General features: G+C 67.0%; 12 protein-coding genes, 2 tRNA genes and 2 rRNA genes. 7 read left to right on the forward strand and 9 right to left on the reverse strand.

Annotated elements, in window-relative coordinates; all coding sequences use genetic code 11:
• Positions 1-40: 40 nt before the first annotated feature.
• The 6 genes from WG923_RS08700 to WG923_RS08725 all read right to left on the reverse strand — a co-directional run bounded on the left by WG923_RS08700 (position 41) and on the right by WG923_RS08725 (position 8,247).
• Positions 41-2,923, reverse strand: a 23S ribosomal RNA gene (locus tag WG923_RS08700).
• 323 nt (positions 2,924-3,246) lie between these two features.
• Positions 3,247-3,322 (reverse strand) — tRNA-Ala (locus tag WG923_RS08705).
• A 47-nt stretch (positions 3,323-3,369) separates the two neighbouring features.
• Positions 3,370-3,446, reverse strand: a tRNA-Ile gene (locus WG923_RS08710).
• A gap of 114 nt (positions 3,447-3,560) precedes the next feature.
• Positions 3,561-5,097: ribosomal RNA gene (locus tag WG923_RS08715) — 16S ribosomal RNA — on the reverse strand.
• Together the 16S and 23S rRNA genes with 2 tRNA genes alongside form the textbook arrangement of a ribosomal RNA operon.
• A 427-nt stretch (positions 5,098-5,524) precedes the next feature.
• On the reverse strand, positions 5,525-7,798 hold the full coding sequence (locus tag WG923_RS08720) for a xanthine dehydrogenase family protein molybdopterin-binding subunit (RefSeq protein WP_340350546.1): 2,274 nt from the start codon (positions 7,796-7,798) through the stop codon (positions 5,525-5,527).
• Positions 7,795-8,247, reverse strand: coding sequence for a (2Fe-2S)-binding protein (locus WG923_RS08725; RefSeq protein WP_340350547.1), 453 nt, complete (start codon positions 8,245-8,247; stop codon positions 7,795-7,797). Before WG923_RS08725 ends, WG923_RS08720 begins: the two co-directional genes overlap by 4 nt.
• A gap of 112 nt (positions 8,248-8,359) precedes the next feature.
• Between WG923_RS08725 and WG923_RS08730 the strand changes: the two genes are divergently transcribed.
• The gene (locus tag WG923_RS08730; protein ID WP_340350548.1) at positions 8,360-10,240 is read left to right on the forward strand and encodes an ATP-binding cassette domain-containing protein; all 1,881 of its coding nucleotides are present in this window, start codon (positions 8,360-8,362) and stop codon (positions 10,238-10,240) included.
• An 83-nt stretch (positions 10,241-10,323) separates the two neighbouring features.
• Positions 10,324-12,030: a phospholipase D-like domain-containing protein gene (locus WG923_RS08735; protein ID WP_340350549.1), complete on the forward strand. Its 1,707-nt coding sequence runs from the start codon at positions 10,324-10,326 to the stop codon at positions 12,028-12,030.
• Positions 12,031-12,043: 13 nt separating this feature from the next.
• Here WG923_RS08735 and WG923_RS08740 read toward each other — a convergent pair whose 3' ends face one another.
• The gene (locus WG923_RS08740) at positions 12,044-13,450 is read right to left on the reverse strand and encodes an aminotransferase-like domain-containing protein (RefSeq protein ID WP_340350550.1); all 1,407 of its coding nucleotides are present in this window, start codon (positions 13,448-13,450) and stop codon (positions 12,044-12,046) included.
• Positions 13,451-13,590: 140 nt separating this feature from the next.
• On the opposite strand from WG923_RS08740, the gene WG923_RS08745 reads away from it, so the two are divergent.
• From WG923_RS08745 to WG923_RS08765, 5 genes are read left to right on the forward strand one after another with little or no spacing between them, the layout of a single operon-like run.
• Positions 13,591-14,520 (forward strand): DMT family transporter, encoded by a 930-nt coding sequence (locus WG923_RS08745; protein WP_340350551.1) that lies wholly within the window; start codon positions 13,591-13,593, stop codon positions 14,518-14,520.
• Positions 14,517-15,713 (forward strand): aminotransferase-like domain-containing protein, encoded by a 1,197-nt coding sequence (locus tag WG923_RS08750; RefSeq protein ID WP_340350552.1) that lies wholly within the window; start codon positions 14,517-14,519, stop codon positions 15,711-15,713. The genes WG923_RS08745 and WG923_RS08750 overlap by 4 nt, the downstream gene beginning before the upstream one ends.
• A complete protein-coding gene (locus WG923_RS08755) occupies positions 15,710-16,576 on the forward strand; it encodes a PhzF family phenazine biosynthesis protein (protein ID WP_340350553.1) in 867 nt (288 codons plus the stop codon). The genes WG923_RS08750 and WG923_RS08755 overlap by 4 nt, the downstream gene beginning before the upstream one ends.
• 1 nt (position 16,577) lies before the next feature.
• Complete coding sequence (locus WG923_RS08760; RefSeq protein WP_340350554.1) at positions 16,578-17,246, forward strand: VOC family protein; 669 nt, start codon at positions 16,578-16,580, stop codon at positions 17,244-17,246.
• Positions 17,247-17,277: 31 nt separating this feature from the next.
• Positions 17,278-17,949 (forward strand): histidine phosphatase family protein, encoded by a 672-nt coding sequence (locus WG923_RS08765; protein WP_340350555.1) that lies wholly within the window; start codon positions 17,278-17,280, stop codon positions 17,947-17,949.
• 121 nt (positions 17,950-18,070) lie between these two features.
• Here WG923_RS08765 and WG923_RS08770 read toward each other — a convergent pair whose 3' ends face one another.
• Both WG923_RS08770 and WG923_RS08775 read right to left on the reverse strand, forming a co-directional pair.
• Positions 18,071-19,402 (reverse strand): histidine kinase dimerization/phospho-acceptor domain-containing protein, encoded by a 1,332-nt coding sequence (locus WG923_RS08770; RefSeq protein WP_340350556.1) that lies wholly within the window; start codon positions 19,400-19,402, stop codon positions 18,071-18,073.
• Positions 19,399-20,085, reverse strand: a complete 687-nt coding sequence (locus tag WG923_RS08775; protein WP_340350557.1) for a response regulator transcription factor — start codon at positions 20,083-20,085, stop codon at positions 19,399-19,401. Before WG923_RS08775 ends, WG923_RS08770 begins: the two co-directional genes overlap by 4 nt.
• Positions 20,086-20,340 lie beyond the last annotated feature (255 nt).

Genomic DNA, 20,340 nt, shown 5'->3' on the forward strand with positions numbered 1-20,340 from the left:
ACTCACCGGAGAAATGCCTCCGGCATTGGATCAAAGTTATAGGGTCAAGCCGCACGAGCAATTAGTACTGGTTAGCTTAACGCATTGCTGCGCTTCCACACCCAGCCTATCAACGTCCTGGTCTAGAACGACTCTTCAGGGGGCTCGAGGCCCCGGCAGATCTCATCTTGAAACGAGTTTCCCGCTTAGATGCTTTCAGCGGTTATCTCTTCCGCACTTAGCTACCCTGCAATGCCACTGGCGTGACAACAGGTACACCAGAGGTGCGTCCACTCCGGTCCTCTCGTACTAGGAGCAGGCTTCCTCAAATCTGCAGCGCCCACGGAAGATAGGGACCAAACTGTCTCACGACGTTTTAAACCCAGCTCACGTACCTCTTTAAATGGCGAACAGCCATACCCTTGGGACCGGCTACAGCCCCAGGATGAGATGAGCCGACATCGAGGTGCCAAACACCGCCGTCGATATGAACTCTTGGGCGGTATCAGCCTGTTATCCCCAGAGTACCTTTTATCCGTTGAGCGATGGCCCTTCCATACAGAACCACCGGATCACTATGTCCTGCTTTCGCATCTGCTCGACTTGTCAGTCTCGCAGTTAAGCACGCTTATGCCATTGCACTATCGCCACGATGTCCGACCGTAGCTAGCGTACCTTCGAACTCCTCCGTTACGCTTTGGGAGGAGACCGCCCCAGTCAAACTGCCTACCATGCACTGTCCCCGACCCGGATCACGGGCCTAGGTTAGAACCTCAAACGCACCAGGGTGGTATTTCAACGTTGGCTCCACCAGATCTAGCGACCCGGCTTCAAAGCCTCCCACCTATCCTACACAGATCCGTTCAAAGTCCAATACAAAGCTACAGTAAAGGTTCATGGGGTCTTTCCGTCTTTCCGCGGGGAGATTGCATCATCACAAACATTTCAACTTCGCTGAGTCTCGGGAGGAGACAGTGTGGCCATCGTTACGCCATTCGTGCAGGTCGGAACTTACCCGACAAGGAATTTCGCTACCTTAGGACCGTTATAGTTACGGCCGCCGTTTACTGGGACTTCGATCAAGAGCTTGCACCCCATCACTTAATCTTCCAGCACCGGGCAGGCGTCACACCCTATACGTCCACTTTCGTGTTTGCAGAGTGCTGTGTTTTTATTAAACAGTCGCAGCCACCGATTTTTTGCAACCTCATTGGGCTCCATGCGCGAGGCACTTCACCTACTAAAGGCACACCTTCTTCCGAAGTTACGGTGTCAATTTGCCGAGTTCCTTCTCCCGAGTTCTCTCAAGCGCCTGAGAATACTCATCTCGCGCACCAGTGTCGGTTTGCGGTACGGTCGTTGCAAGCTGAAGCTTAGTGGCTTTTCCTGGAAGCAGGGTATCACTCACTTCGGCGGCAAGCCGCCTCGTTATCACCCCTCATCTTAGCCCGGCGGATTTACCTGCCAGGCACGACTACAGGCTTGAACCGGGACATCCAACACCCGGCTGAGCTAACCTTCTCCGTCCCCACATCGCACTTGCAATCGGTACAGGAATATTGACCTGTTTCCCATCAGCTACGCATCTCTGCCTCGCCTTAGGGGCCGACTCACTCTACGCCGATGAACGTTGCGTAGAAAACCTTGCGCTTACGGCGAGCGGGCTTTTCACCCGCTTTAACGCTACTCATGTCAGCATTCGCACTTCTGATACCTCCAGCAGCCCTCTCGAGCCACCTTCACAGGCTTACAGAACGCTCTCCTACCACGTGCACTTGCGTGCACATCCGCAGCTTCGGTAACTGGCTTAGCCCCGTTACATCTTCCGCGCAGGACGACTCGATCAGTGAGCTATTACGCTTTCTTTAAATGATGGCTGCTTCTAAGCCAACATCCTGACTGTTTTAGCCTTCCCACTTCGTTTCCCACTTAGCCAATTTTAGGGACCTTAGCTGGCGGTCTGGGTTGTTTCCCTCTTGAGTCCGGACGTTAGCACCCGGTGCTCTGTCTCCCGCGCTGTACTCTTCGGTATTCGGAGTTTGCCTTGGTTTGGTAAGTCGCCATGACCCCCTAGCCAAAACAGTGCTCTACCCCCGAAGGTAATACGCGAGGCACTACCTAAATAGTTTTCGGAGAGAACCAGCTATTTCCAAGTTTGTTTAGCCTTTCACCCCTATCCACAGCTCATCCGCTAGTTTTGCAACACTAGTCGGTTCGGACCTCCAGTACCTGTTACGGCACCTTCATCCTGGCCATGGATAGATCACTTGGTTTCGGGTCTACACCCAGCGACTGAAGTTCGCCCTGTTCGGACTCGGTTTCCCTGCGGCTACCCTATTCGGTTAACCTTGCCACTGAATGTAAGTCGCTGACCCATTATACAAAAGGTACGCAGTCACCCTTGCGGGCTCCTACTTTTTGTAAGCATGCGGTTTCAGGATCTATTTCACTCCCCTCCCGGGGTTCTTTTCGCCTTTCCCTCACGGTACTAGTTCACTATCGGTCGATTACGAGTATTTAGCCTTGGAGGATGGTCCCCCCATCTTCAGACAGGATTTCACGTGTCCCGCCCTACTTTTCGCTAGCTCAGTACCACACAGATCTTTTCGCGTACGGGGCCATCACCCTCTTTGGCGCGCCTTTCCAGACGCTTCCGCTAAGTTCTGCGCTATCACTAGCAGGCTGTTGCGATTTCGCTCGCCACTACTTTCGCAATCTCGGTTGATGTCTTTTCCTCGAGCTACTGAGATGTTTCAGTTCACCCGGTTCGCCTCGCATGACTATGTATTCATCATGCGATACCGCTTGCGCGGTGGGTTTCCCCATTCGGAAATCTCCGGATCAAAGCTAATTTGCCAGCTCCCCGAAGCTTATCGCAGGCTATCACGTCCTTCGTCGCCTGTAATCGCCAAGGCATCCACCACATGCTCTTAGTCACTTGACCCTATAACTTTGACCCCTCTCACGAGGATTCATTGTCAATCAAGTACTTCGCGAGGTCTTTCACCTCGCGCGTTATGCCGTTTCTTCATACTTTCGATGTTTGACGTCGAAATTGAAGTCTGGTTGACGCAATCAAAAAATTGTCGTTAGCGGCACGGTCCGCCATGAAGCGGTTTCCGCTAACAACGCTGATTCGACTCTATGAATTGTTAAAGAACAGCCGATCGACTCGCAGCCAATGCCGCGGTCAACAACAAAACAGCCTGGAACTCTTTTTCTATAAAAGCCCAAGCCGCTTTGGTGTTGATTTTCCGATTATGGTGTTGGTGGAGGATGACGGGATCGAACCGACGACCCCCTGCTTGCAAAGCAGGTGCTCTCCCAGCTGAGCTAATCCCCCCCAGTGCCTCGTCTCATGCCTGGTCTTGCCGGGATGCGGGCAGCAGATGGTGGGTCTGGTTGGTCTCGAACCAACGACCCCCGCCTTATCAAGACGGTGCTCTAACCAACTGAGCTACAGACCCGGGGCCGTCGCTCACTGCGAGCACCTGTCTTGGCGAGCACGGCGTCGCTGGCGACATCTTCCAACAACCGATAAGTGTGGACGTTTGAATAGCTGCGAGTTGCAGTTTTTCCAGAAAGGAGGTGATCCAGCCGCACCTTCCGATACGGCTACCTTGTTACGACTTCACCCCAGTCACGAACCCTGCCGTGGTAATCGCCCTCCTTGCGGTTAGGCTAACTACTTCTGGCAGAACCCGCTCCCATGGTGTGACGGGCGGTGTGTACAAGACCCGGGAACGTATTCACCGTGACATGCTGATCCACGATTACTAGCGATTCCGACTTCACGCAGTCGAGTTGCAGACTACGATCCGGACTACGACCGGTTTTATGGGATTGGCTCCCCCTCGCGGGTTGGCAGCCCTTTGTACCGGCCATTGTATGACGTGTGTAGCCCTACCCATAAGGGCCATGAGGACTTGACGTCATCCCCACCTTCCTCCGGTTTGTCACCGGCAGTCTCATTAGAGTGCCCAACTGAATGTAGCAACTAATGACAAGGGTTGCGCTCGTTGCGGGACTTAACCCAACATCTCACGACACGAGCTGACGACAGCCATGCAGCACCTGTGTTCTGGCTCCCTTTCGGGCACTGGCACATCTCTGCACCATTCCAGACATGTCAAGGGTAGGTAAGGTTTTTCGCGTTGCATCGAATTAAACCACATCATCCACCGCTTGTGCGGGTCCCCGTCAATTCCTTTGAGTTTCAACCTTGCGGCCGTACTCCCCAGGCGGTCAACTTCACGCGTTAGCTTCGTTACTGAGTCAGTGAAGACCCAACAACCAGTTGACATCGTTTAGGGCGTGGACTACCAGGGTATCTAATCCTGTTTGCTCCCCACGCTTTCGTGCATGAGCGTCAGTGCAGGCCCAGGGGATTGCCTTCGCCATCGGTGTTCCTCCGCATATCTACGCATTTCACTGCTACACGCGGAATTCCATCCCCCTCTGCCGCACTCCAGCGATGCAGTCACAAATGCAGTTCCCAGGTTAAGCCCGGGGATTTCACACCTGTCTTACATCACCGCCTGCGCACGCTTTACGCCCAGTAATTCCGATTAACGCTCGCACCCTACGTATTACCGCGGCTGCTGGCACGTAGTTAGCCGGTGCTTATTCTTACGGTACCGTCATCAGCCCGAGGTATTAACTCAGACCTTTTCGTTCCGTACAAAAGCAGTTTACAACCCGAGGGCCTTCATCCTGCACGCGGAATGGCTGGATCAGGCTTGCGCCCATTGTCCAAAATTCCCCACTGCTGCCTCCCGTAGGAGTCTGGGCCGTGTCTCAGTCCCAGTGTGGCTGGTCGTCCTCTCAGACCAGCTACAGATCGTCGGCTTGGTAGGCCTTTACCCCACCAACTACCTAATCTGCCATCGGCCGCTCCAATCGCGCGAGGCCCTTGCGAGTCCCCCGCTTTCAACCAGAGTTCGTATGCGGTATTAGCGTAGCTTTCGCTACGTTATCCCCCACGACTGGGCACGTTCCGATGTATTACTCACCCGTTCGCCACTCGCCACCAGGGTTGCCCCCGTGCTGCCGTTCGACTTGCATGTGTAAAGCATTCCGCCAGCGTTCAATCTGAGCCAGGATCAAACTCTACAGTTCGATCTTGAATGTTGCTCAATAGGAATCGAAGTGAACTAACACTTCTTCTCTCTATGAGCGTTTGATTTGTTCCGAAGAACCTGGCAACTCTTTGCCATCAAACGCCCACGCTTATCGGCTGTATGTTGTTAACGATCCCGCAAGAGCCCCGCCTGCTTTGCGCCGCGCTACTCTTGCTCACCCCCGCTGCGATCAGCGAAGCCTTCGATTATGACAGGTTTTGAAGAGGTCCGTCAACCCTTTTTCGCTGTTCCGTCCGCGATCCGCGCCTGCAGCATCTGCCGTCGCGTCTCGCTTCGTTGCCAGCGAAGCCTGCCATTCTATACCGACTTTCGTCGGCCCCGACCGGCAGGCTCCCTGCTGCTGTCGACCCCGCGTTCGCGTTGCCGTCATCAACAGAGCCACGGACTATAGCACAGGGAAAACCCTAGGCCAAATCCACGAGCGGCAAGGAGCGGTGACGCTGGCCAGTGAGAGCGAAGAGTGCGCCCGCCAGCGCGGGCGCCAGCGGAGGCACGCCCGGCTCGCCGACACCCGCCGGCGCACCTTCGCTCGGCACGATGTGCGTCTCGACCTGCGGCGCGGAGGCCAGCCTGAGCATCCCGTAGTCGGGGAAATTCCGCTGCTGCACGACCCCCTGCCGGATGTCGATGCGTCCGTACAGAGCGGCCGTGAGGCCGAACACCACGGCTCCCTCCATCTGCTGCGCCACGATCTGCGGATTCACCACCGTGCCGCAGTCGATCGCGCAGACGACCCGATGCACGCGGGGCGCTGTGCCCTGCAGCGAGACTTCCACCACCTGCGCAACGACGGCGCCGAAAGACTCGTGCAGCGCCACGCCGCGTGCGCGCCCGGGCGGCGGCGGGCGGTCCCATCCGGCGCGTTCGGCGGCCAGGTTCAGCACCGCAAGGTGCCGGGGCGACTCCCGCAAGAGGCTGCGGCGCAGAGCCAGGGGATCCTGGCGGCCCTCTGCCGCGATCTCGTCGATGAACGACTCCATGAAGAAGGCATTGTGCGAATGCCCCACGGAGCGCCAGAAGCCCACCGGCACGCCGCTGCGCGTGAACACATGCTGGATGCGCTGGTGGCTGATCGCGTAAGGCTGGTCGAACAGGCCCTCGGACCCCGTCTTGTCCGGCAGGTCGACGGGTCCGGCGAACGCCGGCAGCGCCCGTTCCATCCAGCGCGGTGCGATCGCATCGCCCGCCGACCGCACGTGGAGTGCGACCGGCCGCCCCTGTGCATCCAGCGTCGCGCGCAGCCGTGCGACGTGCATCGGCCGATAGAAGTCGTGCGTCGTGTCTTCCTCGCGCGGCCAGATCAACTGCACGGGCACGCCGGGCACGTCCATCGCGACGCGGACCGCCTGCGCCACGTAGTCGACCTCGAGTCGCCTGCCGAATCCGCCGCCGAGGAAGGTGACGTGCAGGTCCACCCGATCGAGCGGCACGCCGGCGATGCGCGCCGCCGCTTCGCGACAGGCCTGCGGCACCTGCGTCGGCGCCCAGACCTCGACGCGGCCGCCATCGACGCGGGCGGTCGCATTCATCGGCTCGAGCGTGGCATGCGCCAGGAAGGGCGCGTGATACCAGGCCTCCAGCGTACGCGTGCCTTCGCGCGCGACGCCGTCCACGTCCCCTTCGCTGTGGAAGGTGAAGCCCTCCCGCGAGCGCACCGCGTCCTCCAGGTCGCGCGCGATCCGCGCCGAATCGAGGCGCGCATGCAACCCCGCCCGCCACTCGACCTGCACGGCCTGCACCGCCTGCAGCGCCTGCCAGGAATTCCCCGCCACCATGGCGAAGCCGGCGGTCGAGCCCGCGTACGCCGGCAGCATCACCAGCCGCTCCACGCCCGGCATGGCCAGCGCCGCCGCCGCATCGATCCGGCCCGGCGCGCCGCCCAGGGTCGGCGCCAGGCGCAGTGCCGCGTAGCGCATGCCCGGCAGCCGCACGTCGATCCCGAAGCGCGCCTGCCCGTTCACCTTCGGCGGCAGGTCCAGGCGCGGCGCGGGGCGGCCGATCACGCGCCACTGCTTGCGATCCTTCAGCTCCACCTGCCCAGGCGGGGTCGCCGCGGCAACGCGCGCCAGTTCGCCGTATCCGGCACGCCGTCCGGACGGATGCGTCACGACACCGTCGGCGACCTGCAACTCCTCGGCCGGCAGTTTCCAGCCAAGCGACGCCGCACCCACCAAGGAAGCGCGCGCGGTGGCCGCGGCGAGCCGCACCACTTCCCACGCGTCGGCGACGCTCGAGGAGCCGCCGGTGGCATTGACGCCCAGTTCCCGGCCCACCTTCCCGATGAGCCAGCGCCCCGCCTTCACGCGCCCGAATCCGTCCTCCCGCGATTCCTCGCGCGGATGAAAGGGGAGATAGCCGTACAGCAACGCCACATTGCCGTAGATCGCGTCCCAGCCCGCCTGCTCGATGCCCACCGCCGACAGCGGCACATCGAGTTCCTCCGCCGCCAACTGCGGCAGCGCCGTGTGCACGCCCTGCCCCATCTCGCTGCGCGGCATCGCCAGCACCACGCCGCCATCGGGCAGGATCTTGATCCAGCCGTTGAGCGCGAAGTCGCCCTCGCCGGGGACCATCATGCTGGCGAGGCCAACGCGCGAGCGCTGCGGCAGCGCCGCCCAGCCCACGAGCAGCGCGCCGGCGCCCGCCGTGGTTCCGACCAGCCAGGTGCGGCGCTTCACGCGCGCATCCCGGCCGCGCGCTTGATCGCGGCGCGCACGCGCTGGTAGGTGCCGCAGCGGCAGATGTTGCTCATCGCGACGTCGATGTCGGCGTCGGTCGGCTTGGGCTTCTTCTCCAGCAGCGCCGCGGCGGCCATCAGCATGCCGCTCTGGCAATAGCCGCACTGCGGCACCTGCTCGGCGATCCAGGCGGCCTGCAGGGGATGGGGCTTCGCGGCCGTCCCCAACCCTTCGATCGTCTGGATCGCGCGTCCCGCCACGCTGGCGACCGGGGTGACGCACGAGCGCACGGCCTGCCCGTCGACGCGGACCGTGCAGGCGCCGCAGGCGGCGATGCCGCAACCGAACTTGGTCCCGGTCATCTGCAGCACATCGCGCAGCACCCACAGCAGCGGCATGGCGGGGTCGGCCTGCACCTCGATGCGCGCGCCATTGATGTTCAGGTCCACGGAACCCCTCCCTTCGCCAGCAGGTCCCACTATAGCCAGCGGCCCCTCCGCCGGTCGCCCGGCCATCGCCGCTCGGCGGCGGTGCTACGCTCGCCAGCTTTCCACCCGCACCATGGCCCTCATCACCCTCGCGAACGCCCAGCTCGCCTTCGGTCACGTGGCATTGCTGGACCACGCCGACTTCGCGCTCGAAGCCGGCGAGCGCGTCGGCCTGATCGGCCGCAACGGCGCCGGCAAGTCCTCGCTGCTGCGCATCCTCGCGGGCCTCGAATTCCCGGACGACGGCGAGGTCCAGCGCCAGCAGGGCCTGCACGCCGCCTTCGTGGCGCAGGAGCCGCTGCTGTCCGAAGACGCCACCGTGTTCGAAGCGGTGCGCATCGGCCTGGCCGACGTGATCGCACTGGTCGACGCGTTCACGCACCACGGCAGCGGCGACCTCGATGCCCTGCACGCGCTGCAGGCGCGCATTGAGGCGCAGGACGGCTGGAACTGGCGCCAGCGCATCGACGAGACCCTGCACCGCCTGCACCTCGATCCGCAGGCGCTGGTCGGCTCCCTTTCGGGCGGCAACCGCAAGCGCGTGGCGCTCGCGCAGGCGCTGGTGCGCCGGCCCGACGTCCTGCTGCTCGACGAACCCACCAACCACCTCGACCTCGACTCCATCGAGTGGCTCGAGAACCTGCTGCTGGAGTTCCGTGGCAGCGTCGTGCTGATCACGCACGACCGCACGTTCCTGGACCGCGTCGCCACCCGCATCGTGGAGCTCGATCGCGGCCGGCTGCTCTCCTATCCCGGCAACTTCACGCAGTACCAGCTCCTCAAGCAGGAGCAGCTCGCGCAGGAGGCCGTGATCAACGCCAAGGCCGACAAGCTGCTCGCGCAGGAAGAGGTGTGGGTGCGCAAGGGCGTCGAGGCGCGCCGCACCCGCGCGCAGGGGCGCATCACCCGGCTCGAGCAGCTGCGCGACAGGCGTGCGGCGCGGCGCGAAGCGGTGGGCCGCGTCAGCATGGACGTCGCCACGGGCCAGTCCAGCGGCAAGATCGTGGCCGAACTCACGCGCGTGTCCAAGTCCTACGGCGACAAGGTCGTCGTGCGCGACTTCACCAGCACGATCCTGCGCGGCGACAAGGTGGGCCTGGTCGGTCCGAACGGCGCCGGCAAGACGACGCTGCTCAAGCTGATCCTCGGCGAGCTCGAGCCCGACTCCGGCCGCGTGCGCCGCGGCACCAACCTGCAGGTCGCCTACTTCGACCAGATGCGAACCGCACTCGACCCCGACGCCACGCTGGAGGACTTCATCAGCCCCGGCAGCGAGTGGATCGAGATCGGCCGCCAGCGCAAGCACGTCAAGAGCTATCTCGGCGACTTCCTGTTCTCGCCGGCGCGTTCGGGATCGCCCGTGCGATCGCTTTCGGGCGGCGAGCGCAACCGGCTGCTGCTGGCGCGCCTGTTCGCGCGGCCGGCCAACGTGCTGGTGCTGGACGAACCGACCAACGACCTCGACATCGACACGCTGGAACTGCTGGAGGAATTGCTGCAGGACTACGAGGGCACCGTGTTCCTCGTGAGCCACGACCGGGCGTTCCTCGACAACGTGGTCACGAGCACGATCGCCTTCGAGGGCGACGGCCGCTGGCGCGAATACGAGGGCGGCGTCGAGGACTGGCTGACGCAATCGAGGCGCTCGCGCGAACTGGCCGAGGCGGCCAGCGCGCCGGCAGCGGTGCCCGTGCGGGAAAAGGCGCCCGCGCCGGCGCAGGCGGCGGCGAGCAAACGCAAGCTGGGCTACAAGGAACAGCGCGAGCTCGAGGCGCTGCCGGCGCGCATCGAAGCATTGGAGCAGGAGCAGAAGGCCATCCAGGCCGAACTCTCCGCCGGCGCCGTCTACCGCGACGACCCGGCGCGTGCGACGCAGCTCGCACAACGCAGCGAGCGCATCGAGGAAGAACTGATGGAAGCGCTGGAGCGGTGGGAGGCCTTGGGTCAGCTGTAGGCATCCGCCGTCACCTTCTGGCGGCCCTTGCTGACCTTGCCATCCACCCGCGCCACGGGCTGCACGCTACAGTCCGTGCACTCATGACGACCAGCAGTTTCACGATCGCCAAGCGCCCTCCGCAGTTCTTCTGGAGGCTCCTGGTGCGCTGGTTCACGATCGCGCTGCTGCTCGGGGGCGCCGGCGGCTGCGCCAGCCTGCCGGCCAACGAGGGCCGCACCGCCTCCAGCGCATTCAACCAGCCGGAGGCCACGCCGCTGGGCCGGCTGGTGCAGGCGCGCCGCAGCCAGGTCACCACCCGCAGCGACACCGCCTTCCACCTGCTCAACACGGTGGACGAAGCCCTCTCCAGCCGGCTCGCGCTGATCGACGGCGCGCAGCGCAGCCTCGACCTGCAGTACTACGCCATCCACGCCGATGCGAGCACCGAGGTGCTGCTGCAGCGCCTGCGCGAGGCGGCGCGGCGCGGGGTGCGCGTGCGCATCCTGCTGGACGACTTCAATTCCGTCGGCGAGGACGCCCAGGTGCTGCGCCTGGCCTTCGAGCCCAATGTGGAGATCCGCCTGTTCAATCCGCTGCCGGGCAGCCGCAGCAACATGATCGGGCGGATCATCACTTCGCTGCACGACGTCGGCCGCATGCAGAAGCGCATGCACAACAAGCTGTTCCTGGCCGACAACGCCTGGGGCATCACGGGCGGCCGCAACCTGGGCGACCAGTACTTCGGCGGCGGCGACAAGCAGAACTTCGTCGACCTCGACGTGCTGGCGGCGGGCCGCATCGTGCGCGACATGTCCGCCAGCTTCGACCGGTTCTGGAACGACGAACTGGCCTACCCGGTGCAGACCCTCCTCGATGCCCAGGACCTGGAGCAGCTGCGCCAGTGGCAGCCCGCCTCGGCGCCGGGCGCGGGCGATGCGAAGCCGCAGCCGGCGGCGCTGCCGGTCACGGCGTCAGCCACGGTCCTGCCCTCGGTCACGCCTTCCGAAGTGGTCGACGCCAAGCGGCCGCCCATGGACCTGACCACCATCCCGCTGATCTGGGCGCCCTCGACGCTGCTGGTCGACGCGCCCGGCAAGGTGGGCCCCGGGGACGACGAAGTGGACGCCGGCGAAACCGTCATCGACGGCCTGCTGTCGCTGATGCAGCAGACCCAGCGCGACCTGCTGATCATCTCCCCCTACTTCGTCCCCGGCCAGCGCATGATGGCGGTGTACGAGCAGCTGCGCAAACGCGGCGTGCGCGTGCGCGTATTGACCAATTCGCTGGCTTCCAACGACGCGCCCGCGGCCCACGCCGGCTACGCGCGCTACCGCAAGCAGTTGCTGGACATGGGGGTGGAGGTCTACGAGATGCGCTCGGATCCCGGCACCGCCGCCGAAGCGCTGGGCAACAAGCCGACGCAACGGCGCCGCGCGGCCCTCTTCGGCAGCGGCGTGGGCGGCTCCAAGGGCGGCGCGTCGCGCGCCAGCCTGCATTCGAAGGCGGTGGTGATCGACGGCAGGCTGTCGATCATCGGCTCGATGAACCTCGACCTGCGCTCGCAGCTGAAGAACAGCGAAGTCGGACTCGTGATCCGCAGCGCCCCGCTCGCGCAGGTGGCGACGCGGCAGGTCGAGGAGACGCTGTCCAGCGCCGCCTACCGGCTCGAAAAGCGCGGCGGCGGCTTCTTCTGGCGCGCCCCCGCCGGTGCCAGCTTCGGCGACGAGGACGGCGAGCCCGGCGCCAGCACCAAGCTGAAACTGATGGTGCGCCTGCTCGGCCCCCTGGCGCCCGACGAGATGCTCTAGTCCCGCGCGGCCCTCACATCTTCCTGGCCAGCTCCACGTACTTCTTCCAGAACGCAGCGTCCTGCGTGGTCGCGAAGTTGATGCGCATGAGGGTGCTCGCCTGCCGCTGCGCATGGAACAGCGCGCCCGGCGCGAGCAGGTAGCCCTCGTCCAGCATGCGCTGCGACAGCGCATCGGTGTCCACGCCCGTATCCACCCATCCGAACAGGCCGGCAGGCTCGGCGGCGAAGCGGCAGCCCGCATGCAGCGCCAGCTTCACGCTGCGGCTGCGCGCCAGGTCCAGCCGCGTGCGGATGCGCTCGCTGTGGCGGCGCAGCTGTCCCTGCTCGATGCACACGGCCAGCGCCTTCTCCAGCAGCGCGGGCGTGGTCAGGGTGGTCAGCAGCTTGGTATCGAGCAAGGGCTCGACCAGGGCTTCCGGCGCCGCGATGAAGCCGATGCGCCAGTTCGGCGCCAGGATCTTGGCGAAGCCGCCGACGTAGATCGTGCGCTGCAGGCCATCGAGCGCCGACAGCCGCGTGGCATGCGGCGGCGCGATGTGGCTGTAGGTGTCGTCCTCGACGATGTGGAAGCCGTGCTGGTTCGCCAGTTGCAGCAGCCGGTGCGCGCTGCCCGGCGACAGGCAGTAGCTGGTCGGGTTGTGGAACACGCTCACGCTGACGTACAGCTTGGGCTTGTGCACCTGGCAGTACTTCGCCATCACCTGCAGGTCGGGCCCGTCGGCGCGGCGCGGCACGGGCAGCAGGCGCATGCCCAGCGCGGACAGGCGCGCGAATTCGACGGCCCAGCCCGGCTCCTCCACCATCACCGGATCGCCGGGCCGCAGCAGCGTGCGGCTCACGATGTCCAGCGCGTGCGTCGCGCCGATCGTGGTGATGATGTGTTCCGGCGGCACCGGAACGTTCAGGCCCGCGAGCTTGGTCGAGAGCGCGCGGCGCAGGCCGGCGTCGCCCAGCGGCTCGCCGTATTGCAGCGAGAACGCCTGCAGCAGCTGCGTGCCGGTGACCTTGCGCACCGCCGCCGGCAGGAAGCTGGACTCGAGCCATTCGGTGGGCAGCACGCCCATGCCGGGCTGCGGCTTGTTGCTGGCGCGATGGAACATGCCGCGGATCAGCGAGGTGGCGTTCACCGGCCCCGGCCCTCGCGGGGCCGCGGGGCGTTGCGGCCGATCGGCCACGCCTTCCTGCGTCGCCGCTTCGCGCACGAAGAAGCCGCGGTTCTTGCGCGCCTCCACCAGCCCCTGCGCCAGCAGCTGGTCGTACGCCGCAACCACCGTCGACGGGCTCACGCCCTGCTGCTCGGCGCACTGCCGCACCGAAGGCAGACGCGCCCCCGGTGCGAGCAGGCGATTGCGGATGCGCTCGCCGAAGCGGGCGGCGAGCTGGTCGGTGAGCGACTGCGAGGAGGCCTTGAGCAGCATGCGGTGCCTTCCGCTGTACTGCCCGGGCCGGCGATACAGCGCGTGATGTGATCTGGAAAACTGTACTGCCAGTGTACTGCTGCCGGCCCGTACAGTGGCCGCATGCATTCACCGACCTCTCCCGCGCAAGGGCCCCATTCATGACGCCGGCGGAACGCCGCGGCCTCTGGCTGGGTGTCGCCGGCGTGGCGATCTTCGCGCTCACGCTGCCCATGACGCGGCTCGCCGTGGGCACGCCCGAGGCGCCGCTGATGTCGGGCCTGTTCGTGGCGCTGGGCCGCGCCGCCGTGGCCGGCGCCCTCTCCATCGTGTTCCTGCTCGCTGCCCGGGCGCCGTTGCCTCGCGGAGACGAATGGCGCGCCCTGGCGATCACCTCCGGCGGCGTGGTCTTCGGTTTCCCGGTGTGCACCTCGATCGCGATGCGTCACGTCGAGGCCGTGCATGCGAGCGTCATCATCGGTGTGCTGCCGCTCGCCACCGCCCTCCTTGGCGCGCTGCTGCACCGCCAGCGGCCCTCGCGCGCCTTCTGGGCCTGCGCCACGCTCGGCAGCCTGCTGGTGGTCGCCTTCGCCCTGCTGCGTTCGGGCAGCACCCTGCGCCTGCAGGCAGCCGATGCCCTGCTGCTCGCGGCAGTGGCCTTCGCCGCCGTGGGCTATGCCTGGGGCGCGCGCCTGTCGCAGCGCATGCGCGCGGAACACGTGATCTGCTGGGCCCTGGTGCTCGCGCTTCCCCTCACCCTGCCGCTCGCCTGGTGGACGTGGCCCCAGGCAACGGTCCCCGCCAGTGCCTGGTGGGGCCTGGGTTACGTGTCGGTGTTCTCGATGTGGATCGGCTTCTTCGCCTGGTACCGCGGGCTCGCGCTGGGCGGCACCGTGCGCGTCAGCCAGGTGCAGCTGCTGCAACCCTTCCTGAGCATGGTGTTCGCCGTGCCGCTGCTGCACGAGCGGCTGGACGCCACCAGCGTGGGCTTCGCGCTGGCCGTGATCGCCACCGTCTTCGTCGGCCGCCGCATGCCGGTCGTCCGCGCCCCTGCCACCCCCGTCCTTTCCCCTGCCGTGGAGCACCGATGAAACCCGACGACCTGCAGCCTTCGCCCGGCTGGACCCTGTCGCGCCGTGCCGGCCGCATGACCTCCTCCGCGATCCGCGATCTCCTGAAGATCACGGAGCAGCCGGGCATCATCAGCTTCGCCGGCGGCCTGCCCTCGCCACTCACATTCCCCGTCGAAGCCTTCCGGGCGGCGTGCGAGAAGGTCCTGCGCGAAGACGGCCGCAGCGCGCTGCAGTACGCCGCCAGCGAAGGCTACGCGCCGCTGCGCGAGGCCGTCGCCGCGCTGCTGCCGTGGAAGGTCGATCCGGCCCAGGTCCTGATCACCACCGGCTCGCAGCAGGGCCTGGACCTGGTCGCCAAGGTGCTCGTCGACCAGGACAGCCGCGTGCTGGTGGAGACCCCGACCTACCTGGGCGCGCTGCAGGCCTTCGCGCCCATGGAGCCGCAGGTGGTGGGGATCGCCAGCGACGACGAGGGCGTGGACATCGCCGACCTCGCGCGCCGGCGCGGCGACGCGCGCTTCCTGTACGTGCTGCCGAATTTCCAGAACCCCACCGGCCGCACGATGACCGAAGGGCGCCGCCAGGCCCTGGTGCAGACCGCACGCGAACTGGCGCTGCCGCTGGTGGAAGACAACCCCTACGGCGATCTCTGGTTCGACGCGCCCCCGCCAGCGCCGCTGGCCGCGCGCTACCCGCAAGGCACGATCTATCTCGGCTCGTTCTCCAAGGTGCTCGCGCCCGGCCTGCGCCTGGGCTATCTCGTGGCGCCGCCCGCCGTTGCCAGCAAGCTGGTGCTGGCCAAGCAGGCCGCCGACCTGCACAGCCCCAGCTTCAACCAGCGGCTGGTGGCGGAAGTGCTGCGCGACGGCTTCCTGGAGCGCCACGTGCCCACCATCCGCACCCTCTACCGGGACCAGCGCGATGCGATGCTCGAGGCGCTCGCGCGCGAGATGCACGGGCTGGACCTGCGCTGGAACGCACCCGCCGGCGGCATGTTCCTGTGGGCGCGGCTGCCCGCCGGCATCGACGCGGCCCGGCTGCTGCCCCGCGCGGTGGCGCGCGGCGTCGCCTTCGTGCCGGGCGCCGCCTTCTATGCCGGGGAGGCCGATGCGCGTACGCTGCGGCTGTCCTTCGTGACCGCGAGCCGCGAGCAGATCGCCGCCGGCATCGCCGCGCTCGCCGCCACCATCCGGGAGAATCCGCGGCCATGACCCTGCGCCCGTTCAAGCAAGTCGACGTCTTCACGGCGGTGCCCTACCGCGGCAACCCGCTCGCGGTGGTGCTGGACGGCGAAGGCCTCGCCGACGAGCAGATGCAGCACTTCTGCAACTGGACCAACCTGTCGGAAGCCACCTTCCTGCTGCCGCCCACGCAGCCCGGCGCCGATTACCGCGTGCGCATCTTCTCGCCGGGACGCGAACTGCTGTTCGCGGGCCACCCGACGCTGGGAAGCTGCCATGCCTGGCTGGAAGCCGGGGGCCGGCCGCGCGGCGAGCACATCGTGCAGGAGTGCGGCGTCGGGCTCGTGAAGCTGCGCCGCAGCGGCGAGCGCCTCGCCTTTGCCGCGCCGCCGCTGCGCAAGAGCGGCCCGCTGCCGGAAGAGGACGTGACCTTGATCGCCCGCGGCCTGGGCGTGGCCCGCAGCGCCATCGTCGACCACGCCTGGTGCGACAACGGCCCCAACTGGCGCGGCGTGCTGCTGAAGTCCGCCGAACAGGTGCTGGCGCTCAAGCCCGACGGGGCGATCCTCGCCGGCCTCGACGTCGGCGTGATCGGCCCGCGCGGCAAGGTCGGCGTGGTGGGCTCGCGGCCTTCCGGCGACGACTGCCTGTTCGAGGTGCGCGCCTTCTTCCCCGGCAACAACGGCATGGCCGAGGACCCCGTGACCGGCAGCCTCAATGCTGCGCTCGCGCAATGGCTGATAGGCGCCGGCATCGCGCCGCGCAGCTATGTCGCGAGCCAGGGCACGGCCCTCGGCCGCGCCGGCCGGGTGCACGTGGAGCGCGACGAGGCCGGCGAGACGTGGATCGGCGGTGCCTCGGTCACCTGCGTCGACGGCCAGGTGAGGCTCTGAGATGCGAGCGCGCATCGATCACCTCGTGGTGGGCGCAGACAGCCTGGAGCAAGGCGTGGCCTGGTGCGAAGCGACGCTGGGCGTCACGCCGGGGCCGGGCGGCGAGCATCCGCTGATGGGCACGCACAACCGCCTGCTGCGCATCGCCACGGTCGATTTTCCGCGCGCCTATTTCGAGATCATCGCGGTGCAGCCCGGCCGCGCGCCGCAGCGCCCGCGCCGCTGGTTCGACCTCGACGACGAGACCCTGCGCGACCGGCTGCGGCGCGACGGCCCGCGGCTGCTGCACTTCGTGGCCGGCGTGCCGGACGTGCGGGGAGCGGTCCACGCATGGCAGGCGCTGGGCATGGATCGCGGCGAGGTCGTCGCCGCCTCGCGCAGCACGCCGCGCGGCCTGCTGCAGTGGCAGATCACGGTGCGACCCGACGGCCAGCGGCTCTTCGACGGCGTGCTGCCGACACTCATCGAGTGGGGCGAAACGCATCCCGCGCCGGGCATGCCGGAATCGGGCGTGACGCTGCACGCGCTCGCTGCCTCGCATCCCGAAGCGGTGCGCCTGCGCGCCGCCTACCGGGCGATCGGGCTGGATGCGGTGAAGCTCGACGAAGGGCCGGCGCAATTGCGCGCGACGCTCGAGACGCCGCGCGGACGCGTCACCCTGGCGTCCTAGCAAACTGCGCGCGTTTGCCAGAATAGCCACCATGGGCACGCTTTACCTCGTCCGCCACGGCCAGGCTTCCTTCGGCGCCGCCGACTACGACCAGCTCAGCGAGCTCGGCCAGCGCCAGAGCCGGCGGCTGGGCGAGTACTTCGCGCAGCGCGGCGTCCACTTCGACGGCCTGATCGCGGGCACCCTGCGGCGCCACAAGCAGACGCTGGCCGGCATCCTGGAAGGCATGAACCGCGCCGGCGAGCACCTCGCGTGGGAGGGGCTCAACGAATACGACAGCCAGGCGCTGATCGCCACCGTGCACCCGGGCGAGCTGCCCAGGCCCGATTCGCCGGAGCGGTACCGGCACCATTTCCGCCTGCTGCGCGACGCGATGGGCCGCTGGATGGCCGGCGAGACGCGTCCGGCCGGCATGCCCAGTTACGCGGAGTTCGTCGACGGCGTGACCAGCGCGCTCGATCACGTGCGCGCCAACCACTACGGCCAGAACGTGCTGGTGGTCACCAGCGGCGGCCCGATCGCCACCGCGGTGGGCGCGGTGCTGGGCACCAAGCCGGAAGCGACGATCGACCTGAACATGCGCATCCGCAACACGGCGATCACGGAGTTCGCGTTCACGCCGAAGCGGCATTCGCTGATCATGTTCAATGCGATCCCGCACCTGGATGCGCCGGAATACCGGGACTGGGTGACTTACGCGTAGGCTGCACGCGTAGGCTGGCGGTGAGCCGCGCCAGCGCGCGACCGAGCGCCGCGGCGCGTAGTCCGAGGCGACAGCCTCGGCAACCCCAGCGCTGGGGTTTCGCTGCCGCTCCACCGCCAGCCTACGAGAACCGGATGCGCCAGGCGCGGCGAGCGTCGGGCAGCGCCACTTCAGGTTCGAAGGTCGCGCCATGCAGCGCCGCCACCTTTTCGACCACGCGGTGGCCCAGGCCCAGGCGCAAGGGCTGCAGCGGCGCCGCCGCTTCGCCCGGCGGGCCGGCATGCTGCTGGCCGTCGTCGGCCACCTGCAGCGCGCGCGTCGCGGGGTCCAGCTCCACCTCCACCTGCGTGCCGCGCGGCGTGTGCGCCAGCGCGTTCTGCACCAGGTTGCGCAAGGCGAGCTCCAGCAGCACGGGATGACCGGACAGCGGGAACGGCCCCGGGCTGGACAGCCCCAGCTCGCGCCCGCCGGCATGCGCGTGCGGCGCGAACTCGGAGACGACGCGCCGCGCCACCGCGTCCAGGTCCACCGGCTGGGCAGCCTCTACGAGTTCGGCGCGGCTGGCACGGGCCAGCGCGAGCAGGTGCGCCAGCACGTCGCCGGCGCGCAGGGCGTCCTGCTCGAGGCGGCCCAGTGCCTCCTGCTGCAGCGGCCCGGGCGGGGCTTCACGTGCCTCGCGCACCTGCAGCGCCAGCGACGCGAGCGGCGTGCGCAGTTCGTGCGCGAACTCGTTGGCCAGGGCGCGTTCGCGCACGAGCACCGCGTGGTAGCGGTCCACGAGGCGATTGATGGCATCGACGGTGGCGGCCAGTTCCTGGAAGCGCACGGAGTCCTCCACCTTCTGCGCATCGTGCGTGTCCAGCGCATGCACCTTCTCGGCAAGCTTGCGCAGCGGACGCAGTCCGCGGTGGATGGCCAGCCCCAGCACGAGCGCCACCACGGGCAGCAGCCACAAGCCGGGCTCGACCACCTGGCCGGCGATGTCGGCGGCCAGGTCGTCGCGCTCCCGCTGCGACAGCAGCACCATCAGGCGGTAGCGATGCCGCTCGTCCCAGCGCGAGAACGCGCGCCAGGGCTGCGGCGGCTGGCCCAGCTGCAGGCTCGCGAAGCCCTCCGGGCTGGCGAAGGGCGGCAGGGGCGCATCGCCCGTGCGCGAGAGCACCTTGCCGGCAGCGTCCCAGACCACCACGCTGATGGTGCGCTGGTAGTCGTGCGCCTTCAGGTCCGGCGCCGACACCGCGGGCGCCGGCGGCACGTCCGGGGCGAGCCCGGCCGGCGCGAGCGGCAGCAGCAGCGAGCTGACGCTGGCCAGGTGGCCGTCGGTGAGTTCGTCCGCCTCGTGTTCGCCGGTCTTGTAGCCGAAGGCGATGAAGGTGGCCCACACCAGCGTGAGCGCGCCCAGCACCCACGCGAGCAGGTGGCGCGTGAGGCTGGGCCCGCGCGCGGACCTCATGCCGGCGGCTCCGCCGGCACGTAGTAGCCCACGCCCCGCACCGTGCGGATCACGCCCTCGCCGAGCTTGCGGCGCAGCCGGTGCACGTGGACCTCGATCGCGTTGCTCTCCAGGACGCTGTCGAAGTTGTACAGCTTGGCCTCGAGCTGCGCGCGCGAGAGCACGTGCGGCCGCGCCTCCATCAGCGCCAGCAGCACGGAGAACTCCCGCGTGGAGAGCTCCACCGGCGCGCCGGCCCGTTGCGCCGTGCGCGCCGCAGGGTCGATCTCGATGTCGCCATAGCGCACGGTCGGGTGCGCGCGGCCGGCGAGCCGCCGGCGCAGCGCCCGCATGCGCGCGGCCAGTTCGTCGGGGTCGAAGGGTTTGGTCAGGTAGTCGTCGGCGCCCAGGTCCAGCCCGGCGATGCGGGAGGCGACCTGGTCGCGCGCCGTCATGATCAGCACCGGCGTCGCCGGATCCGGCAGGCGGCCGACGGGCGCGGCCCGCACGCGCCGCAGCAGCTCGGTGCCGTCGCCGTCGGCCAGCCCCAGGTCCAGCAGCACCACTTCGTACGCCTCGGCCGTCAGGGCGGTCCAGGCCCCCGCCAGGCTCGGGGTGCGGTCCACGGCATGGCCGGAGCGGCCCAGGTGGGCGGCCAGCCCGCGGGCGATGCCCTCGTCGTCTTCCACCACCAGCACACGCATGAGGGAATTGTGCCCCTTAAGGATCACGTAATCCGGCCGTCCCAGCATTCCGGGCATGGCAAGGGCATGGGGTGCGACCCTCCCAAGCCGGTTGGATCATGTTGGGGCTGGTGGGTGTGGTGCTGGGCTGGGACGCGGGCGGCATGGGCATGCCGCCCGCGCACCTGGTCGGTCCGGCCACCGGGATTGACCCGTCACCGCCTTGCTGGCCGCCCTGGCGGCGTCCATGCTCAAGATCCGCTGCCGCCGAGCTAC

Source organism: Ramlibacter sp. AN1133 (assembly GCF_037890035.1).
Taxonomy (GTDB): domain Bacteria; phylum Pseudomonadota; class Gammaproteobacteria; order Burkholderiales; family Burkholderiaceae_C; genus Ramlibacter.